This window comes from Streptomyces sp. NPDC001515, from assembly GCF_053597115.1.
The window spans coordinates 192,915-214,172 of record NZ_JBSFHN010000008.1 but is presented as its reverse complement, the minus strand read 5'-3'; the positions used below and the strand labels follow the sequence as shown (position 1 = coordinate 214,172).

Genomic DNA, 21,258 nt, shown 5'->3' with positions numbered 1-21,258 from the left:
GCCTGTCCGGCCGTTCGCCGTCGCCCGCCGGGGCCTCGTCTTCAGGTGTGTGCCACCTGGCTCGTACGCGGGTGTATGGGGGCGGGCGCGCAGGCGCACGAGGCAGCCGGGGATGCCGGACACCGCCCGGGGTCGGGGCCCGAGGGGTCGGGCACACGGGCCATGGGACGGGGCACGGGGCACGGGGCACGGGGCACGGCGAGAGGCCACACGGTCCGAGCCGGGCTCACCGCGCCTCAGCCCGCCCCCTCCCGGTCCGGTCCCGCGCGCAGCGGATCGTCGGCCGCCGCCCCCGCCAGGGCGGCCAGGACCGGGGCGATGAGCGGGTGGGCCTCGGTGCCGCGGCGGACGGCGGCGAAGACGCGGCGGGTCGGGGCGGTGCCCCGGACCGGGCGGACGACGGCGCCGGGCGGGGTGGTGCCGCTGAGGGCGGAGCGGGGGACGAGGGCCACCCCGGCGCCGGCGCCGGCGAGGGCGACGACCGCGTGGAAGTCGTCCGAGGAGTGTTCGAGGTTGGGTGCGAAACCGGCGTACTCGCAGGCCAGAACGACGACGTCGTGGCAGGGGTTGCCGGGGTAGGGGCCGATCCAGCCGTCCTTGGCGAGGTCGGCGACGGCCACCTCGTCCTGTCCGGCCAGCCGGTGCCCGACGGGGAGCACGGCGTCGAAGGGTTCCGAGTACAGGGGAACGCGGGTCAGCCGGCGGTCGTCCTCGCCGGGCGTGCCCCGGTACTCGACGGCGACGGCCACATCGGCCTGCCGGCCGAGGACCATGGGGACGCTGGCATCGCCCTCCGCGTCCTGGACGCGGACCTTGATCCCGGGGGCGGTCCGGCTCAGCCCCGCGATCGCGGGGGCGAGAACCCGTCCGATGCCGGTGGCGAAGGCGGCGACGGTGACCGTGCCGGCCTCGCCCGATCCGTACGCGGCGAGTTCGGCCTCCGCCCGCTCCAGCTGGGCCAGCACCTCATTGGTGTGGGTGAGGAGGATCTCACCGGCCGGGGTGAGCCGGGCGCCGCGCGAACCGCGCTCGACGAGGTGGTGGCCGGTCTCCTGCTCCAGGGCGGCGAGCTGCTGGGAGACGGCGGAGGGGGTCAGGTACAGGGCGGCGGCCGCGGCGGTCACCGTGCCGTGGTCCGCCACCGCGCGCAGGACGCGCAGCCGCCGTGCATCGATCATGTGCCTATTGTCCCAGGTCGCGGGGGCGCCCTGACCGCCCCCGCGACCGGCCGGGATCAGCTCTCCAGAGCCGCGCGGGCGGCGACGAAGGCGTCGACGGCCCGGTTGACGTCGGCCGTCGAGTGGGCCGCCGAGAGCTGGACGCGGATCCGGGCCGCGCCCTGCGGGACGACCGGGTACGAGAACCCGATCACGTACACACCGCGCTCCAGGAGCAGCTCCGCCATCCGGCCTGCCTTCGCCGCGTCCCCGATCATGACGGGGGCGATGGCGTGGTCGCCGGGCAGGATGTCGAAGCCCTCCTCGGTCATCCGGGAACGGAAGAGCGCGGTGTTGGCGTTGAGCCGCTCGCGCAGGTCCCCGGCGGACTCCAGCAGGTCGATGACCTTCAGGGAGGCCGCCGCGATGACCGGGGCGAGCGAGTTGGAGAAGAGGTACGGGCGCGAGCGCTGGCGCAGCAGGGCGACGATCTCGGCGCGGGCGGCGACATAGCCGCCGGAGGCGCCGCCGAGGGCCTTGCCGAGGGTGCCGGTGATGATGTCGACGCGGTCCATGACGTCGTGCAGCTCGGGGGTGCCCCGGCCGCCGGCGCCGACGAAGCCCACGGCGTGCGAGTCGTCGACCATGACCATGGCGTCGTAGCGCTCGGCGAGGTCGCAGATCTCGCGCAGCGGGGCGACGTATCCGTCCATGGAGAAGACGCCGTCGGTGACGATGAGCCGTCGCCGGGCCCCGGACGCCTCCTTGAGCCGCTGCTCCAGGTCGGCCATGTCGCGGTTGGCGTAGCGGAAGCGCTTGGCCTTGGAGAGGCGGATGCCGTCGATGATCGAGGCGTGGTTGAGGGCGTCGGAGACGACCGCGTCCTCGGGGCCGAGGATCGTCTCGAACACGCCGCCGTTGGCGTCGAAGCAGGAGGAGTAGAGGATCGTGTCCTCCTGGCCCAGGAAGGCGGAGAGCCGCTGCTCCAGCTCCTTGTGGACCTCCTGGGTGCCGCAGATGAAGCGGACCGAGGCCATGCCGTAGCCCCAGCGGTCCAGCGCCTCGTGGGCGGCGGCGATCACCTCGGGGTGGTCGGCGAGGCCCAGGTAGTTGTTGGCGCAGAAGTTCAGCACCTCGCCGGGGCGCCCGCCGGAGGTGACGGCCACGGTCGCGGACTGCGGGGTGCCGATGACGCGCTCGGGCTTGTGCAGCCCGGCGGCCTCGATCTCTTCGAGGGTGGTGCGCAGGTCGTCGCGTACGGAGTCGAACATGCCGGTTCCTTAGGGGTCGGGACTGGTACGGACAGGGCTCAGGCGGTCCAGTCGAGGATGACCTTGCCGCCGCGCCCGCTCGCGGCGTCGTCGAAGGCCGCCTCGAAGTCGCGGTAGCCGTACCGGCCGGTGATCACGGGGGCGAGGTCGAGTCCGCCCTCCAGCAGGACGGACATGGCGTACCAGGTCTCGTACATCTCGCGGCCGTAGATGCCCTTGACCGTGATCATGGAGGTGACGATCCGGGCCCAGTCGACGGCGAACTCCTCGGAGGGCAGTCCGAGCATGGCGATCCGGCCGCCGTGGGTCATGTTGGCGATCATGTCGCGCATGGCCTCGGGGCGGCCGGACATCTCCAGGCCGATGTCGAAGCCCTCGCGCAGGCCCAGTTCCTTCTGGCCGTCGGCGATGGTCCGCGCGGAGACGTCGAGGGCGAGGCTGACGCCGACCTTGCGGGCCAGTTCCAGGCGGGCCTCGCTGACGTCGGTGATCATGACGTTGCGGGCGCCGGCGTGCCGGGCGACGGCGGCGGCCATGATGCCGATCGGGCCGGCGCCGGTGATCAGGACGTCCTCGCCGACCAGTGGGAAGGACAGGGCGGTGTGCACGGCGTTGCCGAAGGGGTCGAAGATCGCGGCGACGTCGAGGTCGACGGGGACCCGGTGGACCCACACGTTGGAGGCGGGCAGCGCGACGTACTCCGCGAAGGCCCCGTCGCGGCCGACGCCCAGGCCGACGGTGGAGCGGCACAGGTGGCGGCGGCCGGCCAGGCAGTTGCGGCACTTGCCGCAGACGAGGTGGCCCTCGCCGCTGACCAGGTCGCCCACGGCGACGTCCACGACGTCGGCGCCGATCGCGGCGACCTCGCCCACGAACTCGTGGCCGAGGACGAGCGGGGTGGTGACGGCCTGCTGGGCCCATCCGTCGTAGGCGCGGATGTGGAGGTCGGTGCCGCAGATGCCGGTGCGGAGCACCTTGATCAGCACGTCGGAGGGGCCGGTCTGCGGTTCGGGCACGTCCATCAGCCAGAGTCCCGGCTCGGCCTTCTGCTTCACGAGTGCCTTCACGGCTGCGGCTCCCTGGTGCGTGGTGCGGCGTTGATGTCCCCGGGCCGGGGGCATGCCTGAGGAAGCCTGCGGCCCGGGGAAGTGAGAGGGACGGCATGGCAGCGCGCTTCGTCCGGCTGCCGCGCACCATCCTCCGCCGTCACGGAGCAATCTGCCGTACCCCGCGCCCCAGGTCCATCGAGGTTTTCTTAAGCACGCCCGCAGCCTGGCTTCACGCCCGGCGGCCACTGCTCCGTACGGGGGGCGCGGTGGCCCCGGGACGGTCCGGGGCCACCGCGCTCACTCCTCGGCGCTCACTCCTCGACCAGGAACGCCCTCGGGTGCCGCGCCGGCTCCTGCGGCCGGTCCTCGGGGATGAGGGTGCCGCTGTCCGCGGTCACGGCGACGGCGAGGACGAGCGAGCCGAAGGGTTCGCCGACGCGGTGGGCGATGACCTCGGCGTGGTTCCCGCCGAGAGCTCCAACTCGGCCATTCGGTAACCCCATTGCCCGAGTGGACTGGCGGAGCGCGGCGACCGGGGCCGCCGATCGCCACCGTACTCGGGCGGCGGGTGAAGAGGTCTTGACCACTGGCTCGGCCCCTCCTACGGTGAGCAGGCGTCAGACGTCTGCTGTCCGATTTCAGGCTCGCAAGCCTTCCACCCACACGCGGGAGTCCCCCATGACCGCACGTCGCACCACGCTCCTCCTCGCGGCCCTGTTACCGCCCCTGGCGTCCCTCCTGGCCGCGACGCCCGCGCCCGCGGCCGCCCCGGCCGCCGCACGGTCCTTCTACGTCGACTGCGCGGCGGCGTCCGCCGGCGACGGCAGCGCGTCCGCACCGTGGAACGCGCTGGCGGCGGTGAACGCGCACACGTTCGGGCCGGGTGACTCGATCCTGCTCCGACGGGGTTCCACCTGCACCGGCCAGCAGCTCTTCCCCAAGGGCTCCGGCGCGGCGGGGGCACCGGTCACCGTCGCCGCGTACGGCACGGGCGCGAAGCCCGTCCTGGCGGGCAACGGCCTGGTCACCGATGTGGTCCGGCTCGCGGACCAGCAGTACTGGGAGATCCGTGATCTGGAGATCTCCAACCACGGGGCGGCCGAGGCCACCCGGCGCGGCGTGCACATCACCCGCACGGACTCGGGCACCGGCACCCACTACCGGCTGAGCGGCCTCGACATCCACGACGTGAACGGCAATCGGACGAAGAAGGACGACGACGCCAGCGCCGGCATCTTCTTCGAGGTCCTGGGGAACACGACGCCGACCCGGTTCGACGACGTGGTCGTCGCGGACAACACGGTACGCACGGTGGACCGTTACGGAATCCACTTCTGGACCCGGTGGATGAGCCGTCCGAAACTGAACAACGCCAACTGCGGGACGACCTGCGGGACGTGGACGCCGCAGACCCGGGTGGTGATCCGGGGCAACACCGTCACGGACATCGGCGGCGACGCGATCGTGCCGCACCACACCGAGGGGGCGCTCGTCGAGTACAACCGCGTCGACGGGTTCCGCGAGCGCGAGCCGCAGCACTGCGCGGCGGGCATCTGGGGCTGGAACACGGTTGACGCGCTGTACCAGTTCAACGAGGTGAGCGGCGGCCGGAGCGAGTGCGACGGGCAGGGCCTCGACGTCGACGAGGCCAATATCCGCACGGTCTACCAGTACAACTACAGCCACGACAACGAGGGCGGCTTCATCCTCCTGTGCAACGGCTCGGGCTCGACGACCGACGGCAACGTCGTCCGTTACAACATCAGCCAGAACGACGGGGGCCAGCTCTTCGACCTCGTCTGCGCGAAGACCACGAACACCCGGATCCACAACAACACCTTCTATCTCTCCGATCCGGTGCAGATCGTCAACAACGCGAACGGGTCCACGGCAGCCAACGCCGTGTTCACCAACAACGTCTTCCACGTCGCGACGGCCGAGGCGAGCTATGTGAACGCCACGGCCCTCGGCTTCGACTCGAACGTCTTCTACGGCACGCATCCGGCCGGTGAGCCGACCGACGCCCACAAGGTGACGGCCGACCCGAAGCTGACCGCGCCCGGGACGGCGACCTCGCGCACCGACGCCGACGGCTACCGGCTCGCGGCGGGCTCCTCGGCGCTGGCGAACGGCGCGGTGGTGGCGGACGCGGGTGGGCGCGACTACTTCGGCGGTACGGTCCCGGCGGGCTGCGTCCCCGACCGGGGCGCGCACCAGTCCTCGCCGGGATGCGTCGCGCCGTCCGGACCTCCGACGGGCACCGCCGTGATCACGGCCGGCACCCAGGCGATCGACGTACCGGCGCACGCGACGGCACCGGGCACCCGGCTGGTCGGCTGGCTGCGCAACGGGGGTCCCAACCAGCAGTGGAACGTGACCGCCGCCGGTGACGGCACGTACACGCTGAAGAACGTCGAGAGCGGTCTGTGCGCCGATGTCGAGGGCAACACGACACAGGCGGGCGCCGCGGTCATCCAGTGGCCGTGCGCCGGCACGGACAACCAGCGCTGGACCGCGACACCCGTGCCGGGCGGCGGCTACACCCTGGCGAGCCGGCGCAGCGGGCTGCTGCTGACGGCCGCCTCCTCGGTGAACGGCGCCGCGCTGACCCAGCGGGCGGCGACGTCCTCGGCCATCCAGACGTGGACGTTCACCGGGGCGGGCTGAGACGGAGGGCCGACGGCGGCGGGGCCGGACCCGGCGACGGCGGGACGGAGGCCGGCGACGGCCGGAGGGGGCGGGGCGCCCAGGAGGGCGTCCCGCCCGCCCCCGTTCAGTCGCGCGGCCAGGGCCGCCCGTCCAGGCGCTCGATGTCCCGGTTGAGCCGGGCCAGATCGTCCGCGAAGCGGGCCGCCTCCTGCGGCGTCCACTCGGCCAGCACCCGCTGGAGCCCCTCGCGGTTCTCCGCGCGGTCCTTGTCGAGCCGGCGCCGGCCCTCCTCGGTGATGACGAACTTGCGGGCGATGCCGCCGTCCGGGTCCGCGATGCGCTCGACGACGCCCGCGCGGAGCATGGCGGCGGTCTGCCGGTTGAGGGTCGAGGTGTCCAGTCCGAAGGCGTCGCTCAACTGGCCGATGGACATGGGCCCCTGGACCCGGATCCGGCTGAGGAGGATGTACGCGCTCCGGTCCAGCCGCCCGCCGCCGCGCGAGGTCAGCAGACTCATGTGCCGGCCGAGCAGCATCGTCTCGAACTCGATCCGGTCCACAGGCATGTCCACGCGCGGCTCCCAACGGCTCCGGGCACCGCCCCCTCCTGCCGGGACGGCGACCCCTCTGTGCAGATATATCACAGATTGTGTGCACGATGCATGCAGTATGTACGCTACACATCCACCACACGGCATGGCCGAAAAGGGTTTGAACGGCGATCGCCACCCGAAACGGTTGTCTCCCCGTTCCCGGAGGCCGCGCCTTCCGCTTTCGCCGCGAACCGCCCGCCGCTCCGGCCGTAGACTCGCCGGATGGCGAAGTATTTCGACGTACACCCGGACAACCCCCAGCCCCGCAGCATCACCAGCGTGGCCGAAAGCATCCGCTCCGGAGCACTCGTCGCGTATCCGACGGACTCCTGTTACGCGCTCGGCTGCCAGCTCGGCAGCCGCGACGGCCTCTCCCGCATCCGCACGATCCGCAACCTGGACGACCGTCATCACTTCACCCTGATGTGCCAGAACTTCGCGCAGCTGGGCCAGTTCGTCCACATCGACAACGACGTCTTCCGCGCCGTGAAGGCGGCCACCCCGGGCCAGTACACCTTCATCCTCCCGGCGACGAAGGAGGTGCCGCGCCAGCTCCTGCACCCGAAGAAGAAGACCGTCGGCGTCCGCATCCCCGACCACACCGTCGTCCAGGCCCTCCTGGCCGAACTCGGCGAACCCCTGCTCTCCAGCACCCTCCTCCTGCCCGACGAGGCCGAACCCCTCACCCAGGGCTGGGAGATCAAGGAACGCCTCGACCACGAGGTCGACATCGTCGTGGACTCCGGCGACTGCGGCACCGAACCGACCACCGTCATCGACTTCTCCGGCGGGGAGCCGGAGATCGTACGGCGGGGAGCGGGCGACACCTCGCGCTTCGAGTAGCGGGGAGGGCCGCGCGCGCGGGGGCCGCGCCGCAGGCGTCCGCGGTGTGCTCCGCCGTCTCGCCGCACGGGTGTGCGGGTCCTTGATAGCGTCGCCCCAGCGACTGCGGAGCACTCCCCGCCGGGGTCGCCGCTCTCTGCCGGGACGGCGCTGCCACCGCGGGGGCGGGTGCGGGTGGCAGGGGACCTTCACGGCAGGACGAAGAGAGCCGACGCATGAGCCTCGCACAGTTGCACTACACCTCGGCGGCGGACGGGGAGGGAGCGGTCTCCGGGCGGTTCGGCGCGGTGGACGCGGAGATACCGGCCTCCGTGCTGAGCGAGGCGGAGGCGCTGCTGGCGTACGAGCCGCCCGCCGGAGCGGAATCCGGGCTGTCCGACGCCGCGTTGCGGGCGCTTCCGGAGGCGTACAGCTTCAGCGCGCTGGCCGACGGGGGGCATCTGCTGGCGCGGACCGTGGCGGTGCGGGGCGCGTCGGCGGCCGGGACGGGCTTTCACGCGCACGCGGTGCACCTGCCGCCGGGCAGCCGGCTGCCCGGCGGGACGCTGCCCATCACCGCCTGCCGGAGCGCCCGTTGGGCGGCGTCGACGCCGGAGCGCGGGGCGCCGGGACCGCTGGACGGACCGGCCGCCGGGCGGGCCGGCGACCGGGAGGGACTGAACGATTTCGCGGTGTCCCGGGGGCCGTGGCTCGCCGGGGTGCTGGCGGATCTGCGGCGGCTGTGCCGGGACGAGGGGGCCGGGCGGATCGTGCTGGTCGAGCCCCAGAGCGCGGACGTGGCCCGGTGGATCGCGCTGGCCTGCGTCGCCCTGCCCGCCGACGCCGCCGAGCGGCTGACGTTCACCACGTACACCCGGCACCCGCTGACCGCGCCGCAGCGGGTCGTCGGGGTGCTGCCGCCGGACGCCGACGAGCTGACCGGTCCGGAGCTGTACGTGCACCGCTGCGCCGGGACCCGTCCGGAGGGGCCGGTGACGGACGCCTGGGCGGAGACCGCCGCGCGGATCTGGCGGGGCCGCGCCCCCGAGCTGTTCCGGGAGGCCGCCGCGCTGCCCGGGGAGCCGTTCGCCGCCGGGCCGCTCGCGGTGACGGCCCTGTGCGCGGGCATCGCCCTGGGGCCGGGCGGGCGGGCCGCCGCCGCGTCCTGGGCCGCCGAGCGGCCGTACGCGCTGGACGGCAAGCGGACCCGGCAGCTCGTCGAGGCACTGACCGCCCCGGGCGTCGACGACCGCACCGGCCCCGAATTCGACGCCGCCGGACGGCTGTTCGCCGCACTCGACGGACGCTCCCCCGCCACGACCACCGCCCCGCTGGCCGCGATGCTGGTCACCGAGGCGGTGCGCGGCGGCAACGCCTCCGTGGAACTGCCGGGCCGCAGCGCCTTCGACGGGCCCGAGGGAGCGGCCGTCGCCTCGGTCCTCGGCCCGGAGATCCTGACCGAACTGGGCGGCGCGGGCGTCGGCCTGGACGTGGCGAGGACCGTGCAGCTGCTGCGGGTGGCCCGGCTGCTCGGCGTGGACTGCGCGGAGCTGCTGCCCTCGGTCGTGCGCCGGCTCGCCCCGGCCCTGCTGGCCGGACCCGGCGGCGAACCGGCCTGGGCACCTGCGCTGCTGGAGCTGATGGACGAACAGTTCGACGTCCGTACGGCGCTGCTCGGCGCCCTGGACCGGATCGCGCCGCAGGACCCCTCGGCCGTGGAACGGCTGCTGGGGCGGGTGCCGCTGCCGTTCACCGGCACGCAGTCGCTGCCGCACCTGCGGATGTGCGCGCAGGGGCCGGAGGCGAAGGCCGGCTGCGGGGCGGACCGGGTCGGCGCCATGCACCGGGTGCTGCGCGCCGGCGGCCTGTCTCCCTTCGCGGAGCCGCTGGTGCTGCGGACGGCCGTGGGGCTGGTGTGGGAGGACGGCGCGCCCACGGCGGGCGAGGCCCGGCTGCTCCTGGAAACGGCCACCTCGGACGCCCACCGCACCGCCGGCACCTGGGCCCATCTGGTCGCCGCCGCCCTGGGCGCGCCCGAGGACGACGAGGAGGCGCCGCTCCTCGCCCATGACCTGCTGCGCGCCTTCCCGCGGGAGATCGGGGACCGCGAGCGCGGGGCGCTGCTGCTCCTGGAGTTCGCCGGTGAGCTGCGCGCGGACACAGCCGCGCCCGGATGGACGGAGCGGGCCCTCGGGCTGCGCGGGGACGCCGAGCCGGTCGAGCCGCAGGTCCTCGGCCACGCCTTCGGGGCGCTCGCCGCCCGGCTGCTGGCCCCGGACCGGCCGGAGGCCGAGCTGTACGCGCTGGTGCACAGCTGCGACGCCGATCTCGTCGCCGCCTACGACCGGGCGGCCCGCACCCCCGGTGTCCGGACCCGGCTCGCCGCCGACCCGTCGTACGCCGCCGACTGCTTCACCGTCTGGACCGCCCATCCGCACGCGGGCGCCGACTGGAGCCGGGCCTCGGCCGCCCTGCTGGAGGAGGTGCTGCGCCCGGTCGTGCGCACGCTCTCCGCCGAGCGGGTCGCCGCCGTCGAGGAGGCCGTGGGCCGCTCCGGCAGCAGCGGCCGGGCGGACGCCTTCCGCGACTGGAACCGCCGGGGCCGGCGCACCCTCGGACAGCTCGGCCGCCGCATCGCGGGCCGGGTCCGCCGGGCCTGAGCCGGGGGCGTACGCGCCTCCCGGCCCGGCGCGTGTCGCGGGCCGTGCGCGCCGCCGGGTACCGTGGACGGGTACCGATCTCATGGGCTCCTGGCGGGCTGCGTGAACCCCAGGAGGAACGACGTGACGACGAACCGCGGCCGCAAGGACGTCATCCGCGACCGGATGGCGGCCACCGGTGAGTCGTACAACGTGGCGGCCCGGAACCTCAAGGCGATGAAGGACATGGGCGCCACCCGCGAGGCCGTGCTCACCCAGCGCTGGCGGCCCGCGGACTCCCTCGACGTGCCGTGCCCCTGCGGCGGCACCTGCGAGCCGGGCGAGCGGTGCGCGCGCTGCCACGCGCTCCACCGGCACGTGGCGCGCTACCCGGGGAGCACCACGGACGTGGAGACGTGGGTCGACCGGTACGAGTGCCTGGGCTGCTCCGCCTCGTACACCCTGCTCGTGCGGCTGGCCGGGCGGCCCTGGGGCGTCGCCGAGACGGTGGTGCGGGGCGGTTCGGCGGAGGAGGTCGTGCGGGCCCGGGTCTTCCCCGGGGTGGCGCACCCGCTGTTGAAGCCGGAGACGGACGAGTCCTGACGCGGCACGCCGGGCGGGGTGCGGGCGGGTTCCCCGGGCGGCGTGTGTCACGGCCGGTCGCTGCGTAGGCTTCTGCCTCGTGGTCCGAGGGCCGCACCACCGGGTCCGGGAGCCCGGACACGACGAACGAGGGGGAGAAGCCAGTGCGCGGCGAGGTGCTCGACAACCGCTACCGGCTGGTGGAGAAGCTCGGAGCCGGCGGGATGGGCCAGGTCTGGCGGGCCGTCGACGCGCGGCTCGACCGCGATGTGGCCGTCAAGGTGATCGCCCAGAACGCGCCCGCCACCGGCGAGTCGGCCGCGCGCTTCCGCCAGGAGGCACGGGCCACCGCGCGGCTGACGCACCCGCGGATCGTCACCATCCACGACCACGGCGAGGCCCTGGTCGACGGGCAGCCGATCCTCTTCCTGGTCATGGAGCTGGTCCCCGGCCGCTCCATGGCCTCCTTCGACGCCGTCGAGCGGCGGAGCGTCGAGACGGTGGTGGCCTGGGCGCTCCAGATCTGCGCCGGTCTGGCCGCCGCCCACCGGGCCGGTGTCGTCCACCGGGACATCAAGCCGGCCAACGTCATGGTGTACGGGGACGGCGAACTCGACCTGAAGATCTGCGACTTCGGGATCGCCAGGCTGGTCGAGGAGTCCGGCGCGGGGCTGACGGGCACGGGGGCGGCGATCGGCACGCCCGCGTACATGTCGCCCGAGCAGGTGCGCGGCGAGCGCACCCTCGACGGCCGCAGCGACCTCTACTCGCTGGGCTGTCTGCTGTACCAACTCCTGGTGGGCAGGCCGCCCTTCGAGGGGATGGGCTGGTCGGTGCTGGCCCAGCACCTCAACGGCACGCCGGAGCCGGTGCGGAGCCTGCGCCCGGATGTCCCGGCCGCCCTGGACCGGCTGGTCGCCGCCCTGCTGAACAAGGACCCGGACGACCGGCCGGCGACGGCCGAGGCGGTCTCCGCGAGCCTGCGCGCGCTGCCGGCCGGCACCGTGCGCGAGGTGCGGCCGCCCGCGCCCGGGGCCGTGCCGCCCGACGCTCTGGCGTTCGCGGGGGCGCCCACGGCCGACGCCCCGCGCGGCCGGGGCCGTACCCCCGGGGAGCCGGACCTGCCGCCCCCGCCCCGGGTCACCGGGGAGCCGGACACCGCTCCCCCGCCCCGGGCCGCCGGCCCCGCCGACGCGGCCCCGTCGCCGTCGTCCGCGCGGGCGGACGCGGCGCCCGGCGCCCGTACCCCCGCGCATGCCCCGTCCGTTCCGGGGTCCGGGCGCATCGCGTCGTGGAACGCGGTGCTCGCCACCGGCGGTCTGGGGGCCCAGGTCACGCTGCTGACCGGCTGGTCCGCGTTCTGGACCGTCGCCGTGTGCGTGCCGGTCTTCCTGGTCGCGCTGGCGGCGGCGTTCCTGGGGGCGCCGACCGTGGCGGCGGACGACCGGACGGACCCGGACACGGGCGTGGCCGGCATGGGGGTGCTCTGCACCGTGCTCGCGACCGTGTTCCTGCTGGCCTGGCCCCCGTCGCCGTGGTGGACGGCGCTGCTGGCGGCGGTCCTCGGCGGTCCCGTCCTGATCCTGGGCGGCATGGGCATCCGGGTGGGCGTCGCGACGGTGGCGGGCAGGCCCGCGTGGCAGGCCGCCGCGGGCTCGGCCGCCGGTCTGCTGAACGGTGTCGTGCTGGCGGGTCTGCTGGCCGCCGGGACCGGTCTTTCCGCGTTCGCCTCGGCGGCGATCGGGGTGGGCGCCTGGGCGGCCGTCGCGCTCGTGGTCACCGTGCTCCAGCCCCGTGCCTGGGCGGCGGTCGGGGCGCGGAACGCCGGCTGACGCACGGCGGCCCCGCCGTCGGCCGCCGTGGGAACGGCGCGGGCGCGACGGCGGGGCCGCGGGGGCTCAGCCCTCGTCGGGCGTGAGCCTCAGCGAGATCGAGTTGATGCAGTACCGCTGGTCCGTCGGGGTGGGGTAGCCCTCGCCCTCGAAGACATGGCCCAGGTGCGAGCCGCAGCGGGCGCAGCGCACCTCGGTGCGGACCATGCCGTGGCTGCGGTCCTGGAGCAGTTCGACCGCGTCGGTGTCCTTGGGGTCGTAGAAGGACGGCCAGCCGCAGTGCGACGCGAACTTGGTGTCGGAGCGGAACAGCTCGGCGCCGCAGGCGCGGCAGGAGTAGACGCCCTCGGTCGTGGTGTCGGTGTATTCGCCGACGAAGGCGGGCTCGGTGCCCGCGTCGCGCAGCACGGCGTATTCGGCGGGGGAGAGCTCCGCCCGCCACTGCTCGTCGGACTTCTCGATGTCGTACGGCACGGTGGCTCCCTCAGCTCGACAGGTGGTCCAGGATCCGCGGGCCGAGGTCAGTGACGTCGCCCGCCCCCATGGTGAGAACGAGGTCGCCGGGCTTCGCCATTCCCGCGATGACCTCGGGAATCGTGTCCTTGTCGTGGACGGCGGCGACGTCGGCCCCGGCGGCCTCGGCGGCCTCGATGATCAGGGCGCTGGTGATGCCGGGGATCGGGTCCTCGCGGGCCGGATAGATGTCCAGGACCACGGAGGCGTCGGCCAGGGCCAGGGCGCGGCCCATCTCGGTGCCCAGTTCCTGGGTGCGGGAGAACAGGTGGGGCTGGAAGACGACGAGGAGGCGGGCGTCGGAGGCGGCGCCCCGCATGGCCTCCAGGTCGGCGGTCATCTCGGTGGGGTGGTGGGCGTAGCTGTCGATGACCTGGACGCCGGCGGCCTCGCCCTTGAGCTGGAGGCGGCGCTTGACCCCGGTGTACGTGCCGAGGGCCGAGGCGAGGTTGTGGGCGGGCAGGCCCAGGGCGACGCCGGCGGCGAGGGCGGCGACCGCGTTCAGCGCGTAGTGCCGGCCGGGGACCGAGACGGTGAAGGTGAGGTACTTCCCGTTCAGGACGACCGTGACCTCGCTGGTCAGACCGCGCGGGGTGATCTTCTGGACGCGTACGTCCGCGGTCTCGGCCTCGCCGTAGGTGACGACGGTGAGGTCCGGGAGCGCGCGCACCCGGGCGGTCAGCTCGACGGCGCCGGGCTGGTCGGCGGAGACGACCAGGGTGCCGCCGGGGACGATCTTGCCGGTGAACTTCTCGAAGGACTCGTAGATCTCGTCCATCGAGGCGTAGTTGGCGTGGTGGTCCAGTTCGACGTTGAGGACGATCGCGACCTCGGGGTCGTACTTCTGGAAGCTGCGGTCGCTCTCGTCGGCCTCGGCGACGAAGATGCCGCCCTCGCCGTGGGTGGCGTTGGTGCCGGGTCCGGCCAGGTCGCCGCCGATGGCGTACGACGGGTCGAGGCCCAGCGAGGTCAGGGCGACGGCCAGCATCGAGGTGGTGGTCGTCTTGCCGTGGGTGCCCGCGACGGCGAGGGAGCGCAGCCCGCCCATGAGTGCGGCGAGGGCGTCGGAGCGGTGCACGACGGGGATCGACAGCTCCCCGGCGCGCACCAGCTCCGGATTGTCGGCGCGGATGGCGCTGGAGACGACCACACAGGTGGCGTCGTCGGCGAGGTGGTCCGCGGCGTGTCCGATGTGGACGGTCGCGCCCAGGGAGCGCAGCGCCTCGGCCGTGGGGGACTCCTTGGAGTCGCTGCCCGCGACCTTCGCGCCGCGCTGGGTGAGGATCTTGGCGATGCCCGACATTCCGGCGCCGCCGATGCCGATGAAGTGGGGTCGTTCCATGGCGGCTGGAATGCCGGGTGCCATCTGTGCTCCTCCTGGTGGGCTTCGAGATCTGCGGGCCGGAGCCAACCGGAGCCGCGGAACCAGCCTATTCGCTGTGCGCGAAGAGCTTGAGCACCGGGACGCCGACCTTGTGGCGGGCGCGCGAGGCCCAGTCGCGGTGGAAGAACTCCTCGACGTAGTGGGGCGCGGTCAGGACGATGACCTCGTCGGCGCTCGCCTCGTCGACGACGGACTTCAGCGTGTCCAGGGGGTGCTCCTCGATCACCTGTCCGACGGCCTCGCAGCCGGCCTGGCGCAGCGCCTCCAGCGACACCTCCAGGGCCAGCTCGGCGGAGTCTCTGGCGTTCTTCCCCTCCGGCACCTCGCTCTCGCGGGCCGCCTCCTTCAGCTCGCCCATCGCCAGGTCGTCGATGGCCCGCAACAGGACGTCCGCCTGGTCCCCTCGCGGCTGCATCAGGACGACGAAGGAGATCCGCTCCTCCCCGTGCAGGGTGGTGACGAACTCGACGTCCGCGGAGGTGAGGGGCTTCTCGATCATCAAAACGCTGGTGAACACCACAGGGGCCCTTCTGATTCAGTGACCGTGGCCGATCGCTGCTGAAACCATCCTTCCCCGTGCGCGCACGGGGTCTGCGAGATCCATTCTGCCCACCGAACGCTAACCGGAACGGGATATTCCGCTGTTTGTCAGCCCCGACGGTAGCGAGAGAAGAGGAACCCGGCCTCCTCCAGCAGCGATGTCAGGACGAATCGTTCCGGCACGGCCACCGACGGACCGCCCGCGATCCGCTGCGCGTCGCCCGCCGTGAGCATCGGCGCCAGGGTCAGGCACAGCTCGTCCAGCACGCCCGCCGCGACGAACTGGCCGAGCAGCCGGGGCCCGCCCTCCGTCAGCAGCCTGCGGTGGCCCAGCTCGGCCAGCTCGGCCACCGCGCGGGCGGGGTCCACCCGGGAGCCCTCCCCCGCGATCACCACCTCGGCGCCCGCCTTCCGGGCCGCCGCGATCCGGTCCGGCGGGGCCCCGGCCCCGGTCAGCACCAGGGTGGCGGCCGACGGGGAGACGAAGAGCGGCAGCGAGAAGTCCAGGTCCAGGCTGCCGCTGACCACGGCGATCGCGGGTGCGGGGGTCTGCCCGGCGGCCTCCCGGCGGGCGGCGAACGCCTCCCGCGCCCTGGCCGGGCGGTATCCCTCCAGGCGTACGGTCTGGGCGCCCACGATCACCAGGTCGGCCAGGCCCCGCAGGGTGCCGAAGATCCGCATGTCGCTGTCGCAGGAGATCGGCTGGGAGCGGCCGTCGTGCTGGGCGGCCCCGTCGAGCGTGGACACCATGTTGGCGCGCAGCCACGGTCCGTCACCCCCGGGGTACGCATAGGCGTCGGCGAGGTCGTCGAGGCTCCACTCTCCGCGGTCCTCGGCTGCTGTCGGGTCGGTCACAGGGAACAGGCGTCGCATGATCCGCAGTCTGGCACGGCCCGGCGGCCTCGCCCGCGACGGTCAGCGGGAGAAGGCCCCGGACGCCGTGACGCCGCCGACCATCGCGGGGGAGGCCGTAAGCTGAGTGGTTGTGTCCTCCTTCACTGCCAGTGCGTCCGGGCCGGGTCCGATAGCCGACACGGCCCCGCTGTCCCTGTGCGCCCGCGAACCGCACGTCCCCGCCGACCGGCTGGTCGCCGAGATGGTGCCGCCGCCGCGCTTCGACTCGGTACGTTTCGACACCTACGTCCCCGATCCGCACCAGCCGAGCCAGACCGAGGCCATCGAGGTCCTCTCCGGCTTCGCGGCGGGACTGGGCGGGGCACACGCCTCGGGGGCCGGCAAGCGCAAGTGGTTCGCCAGGAAGGCCGTGGCGCCGAGCGGGCCGCGCGGGGTCTACCTCGACGGGGGCTACGGGGTCGGCAAGACGCATCTGCTGGCCTCGCTCTGGCACGCCACGCCCGCCGCGCCGTCGCTGAAGGCCTTCGGGACCTTCGTGGAGCTGACGAACCTGGTGGGCGCGCTCGGCTTCCAGCAGACCGTCCGCACCCTGAGCGGGCACCGGCTGCTGTGCATCGACGAGTTCGAGCTGGACGACCCGGGCGACACCGTGCTGGTCTCCTCGCTGCTGAGCCGGCTGGTCGAGGCGGGCGTGGCGCTGGCCGCGACCTCCAACACCCTGCCGGGCAAGCTCGGTGAGGGCCGGTTCGCCGCCGCCGACTTCCTGCGGGAGATCCAGGGGCTCTCCGCGCACTTCCGCCCGCTGCGCATCGACGGCGAGGACTACCGCCACCGGGGTCTGCCCGAGGCCCCGCCGCCGTACTCCGACGAGCAGGTCACCAGGGCCGCGTACGCCACCGAGGGCGCCAGCCTGGACGACTTCCCCGCGCTGCTCGACCATCTGGCCCGGGTCCACCCCAGCCGGTACGGCGCGCTGACGGACGGCGTGCGGGCGGTGTGCCTCACCGAGGTGCGGCCGGTGCCGGACCAGTCGACGGCGCTGCGGCTCGTGGTGCTCGCCGACCGGCTGTACGACCGGGAGATCCCCGTGCTCGCCTCCGGGCTGCCCTTCGACCGCCTCTTCAGCGAGGAGATGCTGAACGGCGGGTACCGGAAGAAGTACTTCCGGGCGATCTCCCGGCTGACGGCCCTGGCGCGTGACGCCAAGGGGCTGGTGGCGCAGTAGGTTCGGGGGCGTACACCGGCGCGGTCCGACGCAGTGCCGCGCCGTCCCCGTACAACAGCGCATTCCGTTCGAAGGGAACCAGCATGGCTACCACGCGTCAGGCGCACACGGTCTGGGAAGGCAACCTGCTCGAAGGCACGGGGGTCGTCACCCTCGACTCCTCCGGGATCGGGGAGTACCCGGTCTCCTGGCCGTCCCGCGCGGAACAGGCGAACGGGAAGACCAGCCCCGAGGAGCTGATCGCGGCCGCCCACTCCAGTTGCTTCTCCATGGCGCTGTCCAACGGTCTCGCCAAGGCCGGCACCCCGCCGACCCGGCTGAACACCCAGGCCGAGGTCACCTTCCAGCCGGGCACCGGCATCACCGGTATCCACCTCACCGTGCAGGGCGAGGTGGAGGGTCTCGACGAGGCGGGCTTCGTCAAGGCGGCCGAGGACGCGAAGGCCAACTGCCCGGTCAGCCAGGCGCTGACGGGCACGACGATCACGCTGAGCGCCTCGCTCGTCTGAGTTCTTTCCCGATGCCCCCGGGGGACGGTCGCGGCCGGCCCCCGGGGGCAGAGTCATGTCCGGAACACCTTGTGTTCACCTCCCCGCCTTCCTGAATCCTCCTGCGATACACCCACGATTCTCATGACCTCCTCATGCGCCGTTGGTTGCGTATCGCGGGCCGGCCCGTCCGGCACGGACGACGAAGGAGGCACGCGGTGTCGCAACACGACACGGCCCCGTCCCGGGAGCCCACCCAGGGGCATTCCGAGGACCCCCGACCGCTGCAGGTGGCGAGCAGACTGCACGCGTTCAACCGGTTCGAGCTCAAATACCTGGTCCCGGTGGAGCAGGCGGCCGAACTCCGCGACGAGCTGGCGGAGCGGATGGACCGCGATCTCCACAGCCCCGTCGGCGGGTACGGCGTGTGGAGCCTGTACTACGACTCACCGCAGCTGCGGTTCTACTGGGAGAAGATCGAGGGCCTGAAATTCCGCCGCAAGCTGCGGATCCGGCACTACGGCGAACCCGTCGGGGTCACCGACGACTCCCCGGTCTGCGTCGAGATCAAGCAACGCGTCAACCGGGTCACTCAGAAGCGGCGCATCACCCTGCCGTACGGCACAGCCCGACGGCTCTGCGACGCACGGGAGTTGATCGAGCACGCACCGAACGAGCGGGCGTTCGTCCACGAGGTGCTCGATCTGGTCGTACGGCTGAACCTGCGGCCGACCGCGATCACCGGCTACCAGCGCGAGGCCCTGGTGGGGCGGGCGGCGGACACCGGACTGCGCGTCACCTTCGACCGGCGCATCCGGGGCCGGGACCGGGACTTCCACTTCGGCGGCGCCGACCCGGAGAACCGCTTCACCGTCCCGCCCCACCTCTCGGTGATGGAGATCAAGGTCAACGAACGCACCCCCACCTGGATCACCGATCTGGCGGCCCGCCGCAACCTCAGCCTCATCCGGGTGTCCAAGTACGTCCAGTCCATCGAGGCGTTCGGGCTGGCCCCCCGTTCCGTCTTCCATCTCGACGAGGCGGCCTTCCCGCCTCCCTCGCCCTCCCCCCTCGACACGACGCTGCCGGCCCAGGACGCGCCGGTGAAAGCAGGAGCCCAGTGAACTTCGATCTGCAGGAACTCAGCGGGACGTTCAGCGTCACCGACGTCGTCGCGGCGATGGTGCTGTCCTTCGTCCTGAGCACGGTGATCGGCTACGTCTACCGGTACACCCACCGGAACGTGTCGTACAGCCAGTCCTACGTCCAGACCCTCGTCCTCGTCGGCATGATCGTCGCCCTGATCATGCTCGTCGTCGGGTCCAATCTGGCGCGGGCGTTCTCCCTGGTCGGCGCGCTGTCCGTGGTCCGGTTCCGCAACGCGGTCAAGGAGACCCGGGACGTCGGGTTCATCTTCCTGGCGATGGCGATCGGCATGGCCTGCGGTGCGCGCTTCTACACGCTGGCCGCGGTCGGCGCGGTCGTCATCTGCGTCGTGGTCGTTGTCATGCATAAGTTCGACTGGTTCGCGCTGAACGTCCAGCGCCAGGTGGTCAAGGTCCAGGTCCCGGCGGGCGAGGACCACACCCCGGGCATCCGTGACGTCCTGATCCGCTACACCAGCGAGTTCGAGCTGGTCAGCACGGAGTCGATCCGCGGCGGGGCGCTGAACGAGGTGTTCTACACCGTGCGGATGAAGAAGGGCACCGAGCCCGGCGACCTGGTCACCGCGCTCCAGGAACACACCTCCGGACAGCGGGTGACCGTGCTGACCGGTTACGACACCACCGACCTGTGAGCACCGGCGACGGCAGCGCCGCCCGCCGCCGGAGGCTGCGCGACCGGGTGCCCGTGCGGGTGCGGCACCACTGGAAGCCGGCGGGAGCACTGTGCGCGGGGCTCGTGGTGATGGTGGCCGTCTTCGGCGACGCCCGCATCTCCCCGTACGTCACCTCCGCCTCGCGCGTGGAGGCGGACACCATCACGGAGAACGTCAAGGGCACGGTCGGGCTGTACGACACCTCGGTGCGCCACTCCATTCAACTGGAGTACAACCAGACGGACTTCGACAAGATGATGAAGGAGTTCACGAAGGACGGCACCAAGGAGGCCATCCCGGCCGACCTCACCATCGACGGGGTCTACCTCCAGGACGTCGGCATCCGCCTCAAGGGCAACTCCACGCTGATGTCCCTGCGGGGCGGACGCGGGGTGCCCGGCGGGGCCGGCGGCATGCCCGGGGGCGCCGGAATGCCGGGCGGCGCGGGTATGGCCGGCGGCGCCGGTGCGACCGCCGGGACCGGTCAGAACAATGCGGCTGGTGGTGCCGGTGGTGTGGCTGGTGGACCGGGTGGCGGTCGTGGCGGCGGGATGGTGCAGTACAACCTCTCCGCCGACAAGCCCGAGGAACTGCCCTGGCTCATCAAGATCGACGAGTATGTGGAGGGCCGCGCCTACCAGGGCGAGCGGGAGATCTCGCTCCGTCCGGGCAGCAACGCCCAGGTGCCCGTCAACGAGGCCCTGTCGCTCGCGCTGATCGAGGGAACGGGCGAGCCGGCCGAGCGGTACGGCTTCTCCACGCTGAAGGTCAACAACCGGCCGGCCGCCGTCCGGCTGATGGTGGAGAACCCCGACACCGAGTACGCCGAGGCGGTCGAGGGCGAGTCCGTGGTCTACAAGGCCAGGGCCGGTGGCAGCTTCGCCTACCAGGGCGACGACCCTTCGACGTACGAGACGTCCTTCCGCCAGCTCAACAAGGTGGGCAGCCAGGACCTCGAACCGGTGATGAAGCTGATCAAGTGGGTGGAGAACGCCTCGGACGAGGAGTTCGCCGAGCACCTCGACGACCACGTGGACGTCGACTCGCTCGCCCACTACGTCGCGGCGCAGAACCTGCTGATGAACTTCGACGACATGGCGGGCCCGGGGAAGAACTACCTGCTCGGGTACGACCTGGACACCAAGAAGTTCTCGGTACTGGGCTGGGACTACAACCTCACCTTCAGCGGGAACGCGACCGCCGGACCCGACGACTCGATGAGCATGGGCGGCGGCCGGGGCGGGCCCGGGGGCGGGCAGAACGCCGGACAGCCCGGCGGCGGCACGGCCCAAGGCATGCCGGAGCCCCCCGAAGGCGCGCAGCCGCCCGAGGGCATGCCGGACCTCCCGGAAGGCATGCCGGACCTGCCCGAAGGGGCCGGGACGCCCGACTTCGGGGGCGGTGACGGGGCGCCGGGAGCGGGTCCGGGCGGCCCGATGTCCGGCCACGCGCTCAAGGACCGCTTCCTGGAGCTCGACGCCTTCGACGCTGTCTACAAGGAGGCGTACCGGGACCTGTACGAGAAGTTCTACGGCTCCGGCAAGGCCACCCGGGCGCTCAAGGACATCGCCCGGCAGGCTGGCAGGGCCGGCGTCCCGGCCACGGACGTCGACAAGGCGGTGGGCGCGCTGCGCACCACGGTCACGCAGCGGACCACGGCCCTGGCGAAGAACAATGAGGTCACCGGCTGACCGCGCGCGCTCCGGAGCCCGGACCCCCCTTCCGGGCTCCGGAGCGCGCGGGCGTACGCGCCGCCGGGTCCCGCCCGCTCGGGGCCGGACCCGGCCGTTCCTGTGAATCCGCACAAGTTCGCGGACTACCCTCGCGCGCACCGCACCCTC

Annotated in this window: 19 protein-coding genes; 10 read left to right on the top strand and 9 right to left on the bottom strand. The window is 73.0% G+C overall.

All coding sequences use genetic code 11. The features are described 5' to 3' along the window. Nucleotides 1-236: 236 nt before the first annotated feature. From ACWCXC_RS11970 to ACWCXC_RS11955, 4 genes are all read right to left on the bottom strand, one after another. Nucleotides 237-1,178, bottom strand: a complete 942-nt coding sequence (locus tag ACWCXC_RS11970) for a LysR family transcriptional regulator (protein WP_450888382.1) — start codon at nt 1,176-1,178, stop codon at nt 237-239. Between the two features lie 56 nt (nt 1,179-1,234). Next, entirely contained in the window at nt 1,235-2,428 is a 1,194-nt protein-coding gene (locus ACWCXC_RS11965) for a glycine C-acetyltransferase (RefSeq protein ID WP_450888380.1), read from the bottom strand. A 38-nt stretch (nt 2,429-2,466) separates the two neighbouring features. Beyond that, nucleotides 2,467-3,495: an L-threonine 3-dehydrogenase gene (tdh, locus tag ACWCXC_RS11960; RefSeq protein ID WP_450888378.1), complete on the bottom strand. Its 1,029-nt coding sequence runs from the start codon at nt 3,493-3,495 to the stop codon at nt 2,467-2,469. A gap of 293 nt (nt 3,496-3,788) precedes the next feature. Continuing rightward, nucleotides 3,789-3,980 carry a hypothetical protein gene (locus ACWCXC_RS11955; RefSeq protein ID WP_450684995.1) on the bottom strand — a complete coding sequence of 64 codons (192 nt, stop codon included), beginning with the start codon at nt 3,978-3,980 and terminating at the stop codon, nt 3,789-3,791. A gap of 175 nt (nt 3,981-4,155) precedes the next feature. Between ACWCXC_RS11955 and ACWCXC_RS11950 the strand changes: the two genes are divergently transcribed. Continuing rightward, the gene (locus ACWCXC_RS11950) at nt 4,156-6,144 is read left to right on the top strand and encodes an RICIN domain-containing protein (protein ID WP_450888376.1); all 1,989 of its coding nucleotides are present in this window, start codon (nt 4,156-4,158) and stop codon (nt 6,142-6,144) included. 106 nt (nt 6,145-6,250) lie between these two features. Here the strand turns inward: ACWCXC_RS11950 and ACWCXC_RS11945 are convergent, their stop codons facing one another. Further along, complete coding sequence (locus ACWCXC_RS11945; RefSeq protein WP_450684993.1) at nt 6,251-6,697, bottom strand: MarR family winged helix-turn-helix transcriptional regulator; 447 nt, start codon at nt 6,695-6,697, stop codon at nt 6,251-6,253. A gap of 243 nt (nt 6,698-6,940) precedes the next feature. Here ACWCXC_RS11945 and ACWCXC_RS11940 point away from each other — a divergent pair, with 243 nt between their 5' ends. The 4 genes from ACWCXC_RS11940 to ACWCXC_RS11925 all read left to right on the top strand — a co-directional run bounded on the left by ACWCXC_RS11940 (nt 6,941) and on the right by ACWCXC_RS11925 (nt 12,593). Beyond that, on the top strand, nt 6,941-7,561 hold the full coding sequence (locus ACWCXC_RS11940) for an L-threonylcarbamoyladenylate synthase (protein ID WP_450684992.1): 621 nt from the start codon (nt 6,941-6,943) through the stop codon (nt 7,559-7,561). Between the two features lie 215 nt (nt 7,562-7,776). Further along, the gene (locus ACWCXC_RS11935; RefSeq protein WP_450888373.1) at nt 7,777-10,200 is read left to right on the top strand and encodes a GTPase-associated protein 1-related protein; all 2,424 of its coding nucleotides are present in this window, start codon (nt 7,777-7,779) and stop codon (nt 10,198-10,200) included. Between the two features lie 123 nt (nt 10,201-10,323). Then, on the top strand, nt 10,324-10,782 hold the full coding sequence (locus ACWCXC_RS11930; protein ID WP_450684990.1) for a hypothetical protein: 459 nt from the start codon (nt 10,324-10,326) through the stop codon (nt 10,780-10,782). Between the two features lie 143 nt (nt 10,783-10,925). After that, entirely contained in the window at nt 10,926-12,593 is a 1,668-nt protein-coding gene (locus ACWCXC_RS11925; protein ID WP_450888371.1) for a serine/threonine-protein kinase, read from the top strand. 66 nt (nt 12,594-12,659) lie between these two features. On the opposite strand, the gene msrB is transcribed toward ACWCXC_RS11925, so the two are convergent. The 4 genes from msrB to ACWCXC_RS11905 all read right to left on the bottom strand — a co-directional run bounded on the left by msrB (nt 12,660) and on the right by ACWCXC_RS11905 (nt 15,903). Beyond that, a complete protein-coding gene (gene msrB / locus ACWCXC_RS11920) occupies nt 12,660-13,067 on the bottom strand; it encodes a peptide-methionine (R)-S-oxide reductase MsrB (RefSeq protein WP_450684988.1) in 408 nt (135 codons plus the stop codon). A 10-nt stretch (nt 13,068-13,077) separates the two neighbouring features. Continuing rightward, on the bottom strand, nt 13,078-14,472 hold the full coding sequence (gene murC / locus ACWCXC_RS11915; RefSeq protein ID WP_450888369.1) for a UDP-N-acetylmuramate--L-alanine ligase: 1,395 nt from the start codon (nt 14,470-14,472) through the stop codon (nt 13,078-13,080). A gap of 64 nt (nt 14,473-14,536) precedes the next feature. Then, a complete protein-coding gene (locus ACWCXC_RS11910; protein WP_450685015.1) occupies nt 14,537-14,989 on the bottom strand; it encodes an indole-3-glycerol phosphate synthase in 453 nt (150 codons plus the stop codon). Nucleotides 14,990-15,138: 149 nt separating this feature from the next. Continuing rightward, the gene (locus tag ACWCXC_RS11905; RefSeq protein ID WP_450888367.1) at nt 15,139-15,903 is read right to left on the bottom strand and encodes a pyrimidine reductase family protein; all 765 of its coding nucleotides are present in this window, start codon (nt 15,901-15,903) and stop codon (nt 15,139-15,141) included. A 112-nt stretch (nt 15,904-16,015) separates the two neighbouring features. Here ACWCXC_RS11905 and zapE point away from each other — a divergent pair, with 112 nt between their 5' ends. The 5 genes from zapE to ACWCXC_RS11880 all read left to right on the top strand — a co-directional run bounded on the left by zapE (nt 16,016) and on the right by ACWCXC_RS11880 (nt 21,108). Further along, nucleotides 16,016-17,110, top strand: coding sequence for a cell division protein ZapE (gene zapE / locus ACWCXC_RS11900; RefSeq protein ID WP_450888365.1), 1,095 nt, complete (start codon nt 16,016-16,018; stop codon nt 17,108-17,110). Between the two features lie 83 nt (nt 17,111-17,193). Next, nucleotides 17,194-17,619: an OsmC family protein gene (locus ACWCXC_RS11895; protein ID WP_450684984.1), complete on the top strand. Its 426-nt coding sequence runs from the start codon at nt 17,194-17,196 to the stop codon at nt 17,617-17,619. Between the two features lie 269 nt (nt 17,620-17,888). Next, nucleotides 17,889-18,722 (top strand): VTC domain-containing protein, encoded by an 834-nt coding sequence (locus ACWCXC_RS11890; RefSeq protein ID WP_450685014.1) that lies wholly within the window; start codon nt 17,889-17,891, stop codon nt 18,720-18,722. Continuing rightward, nucleotides 18,719-19,396, top strand: a complete 678-nt coding sequence (locus ACWCXC_RS11885) for a DUF4956 domain-containing protein (protein ID WP_450684983.1) — start codon at nt 18,719-18,721, stop codon at nt 19,394-19,396. The genes ACWCXC_RS11890 and ACWCXC_RS11885 overlap by 4 nt, the downstream gene beginning before the upstream one ends. Beyond that, the gene (locus ACWCXC_RS11880) at nt 19,393-21,108 is read left to right on the top strand and encodes a CotH kinase family protein (protein WP_450888363.1); all 1,716 of its coding nucleotides are present in this window, start codon (nt 19,393-19,395) and stop codon (nt 21,106-21,108) included. Before ACWCXC_RS11885 ends, ACWCXC_RS11880 begins: the two co-directional genes overlap by 4 nt. The last annotated feature ends 150 nt before the right edge of the window (nt 21,109-21,258 follow it).

Coding starts and splice junctions, on each gene's coding strand:
- ACWCXC_RS11910 (WP_450685015.1), bottom strand. CDS start 14,989: ATGATCGAGAAGCCCCTCACCTCCGCGGACGTCGAGTTCGTCACCACC.
- ACWCXC_RS11905 (WP_450888367.1), bottom strand. CDS start 15,903: ATGCGACGCCTGTTCCCTGTGACCGACCCGACAGCAGCCGAGGACCGC.
- ACWCXC_RS11950 (WP_450888376.1), top strand. CDS start 4,156: ATGACCGCACGTCGCACCACGCTCCTCCTCGCGGCCCTGTTACCGCCC.
- ACWCXC_RS11970 (WP_450888382.1), bottom strand. CDS start 1,178: ATGATCGATGCACGGCGGCTGCGCGTCCTGCGCGCGGTGGCGGACCAC.
- ACWCXC_RS11940 (WP_450684992.1), top strand. CDS start 6,941: ATGGCGAAGTATTTCGACGTACACCCGGACAACCCCCAGCCCCGCAGC.
- ACWCXC_RS11955 (WP_450684995.1), bottom strand. CDS start 3,980: ATGGGGTTACCGAATGGCCGAGTTGGAGCTCTCGGCGGGAACCACGCC.
- ACWCXC_RS11965 (WP_450888380.1), bottom strand. CDS start 2,428: ATGTTCGACTCCGTACGCGACGACCTGCGCACCACCCTCGAAGAGATC.
- ACWCXC_RS11895 (WP_450684984.1), top strand. CDS start 17,194: ATGGCTACCACGCGTCAGGCGCACACGGTCTGGGAAGGCAACCTGCTC.
- murC (WP_450888369.1), bottom strand. CDS start 14,472: ATGGCACCCGGCATTCCAGCCGCCATGGAACGACCCCACTTCATCGGC.
- ACWCXC_RS11935 (WP_450888373.1), top strand. CDS start 7,777: ATGAGCCTCGCACAGTTGCACTACACCTCGGCGGCGGACGGGGAGGGA.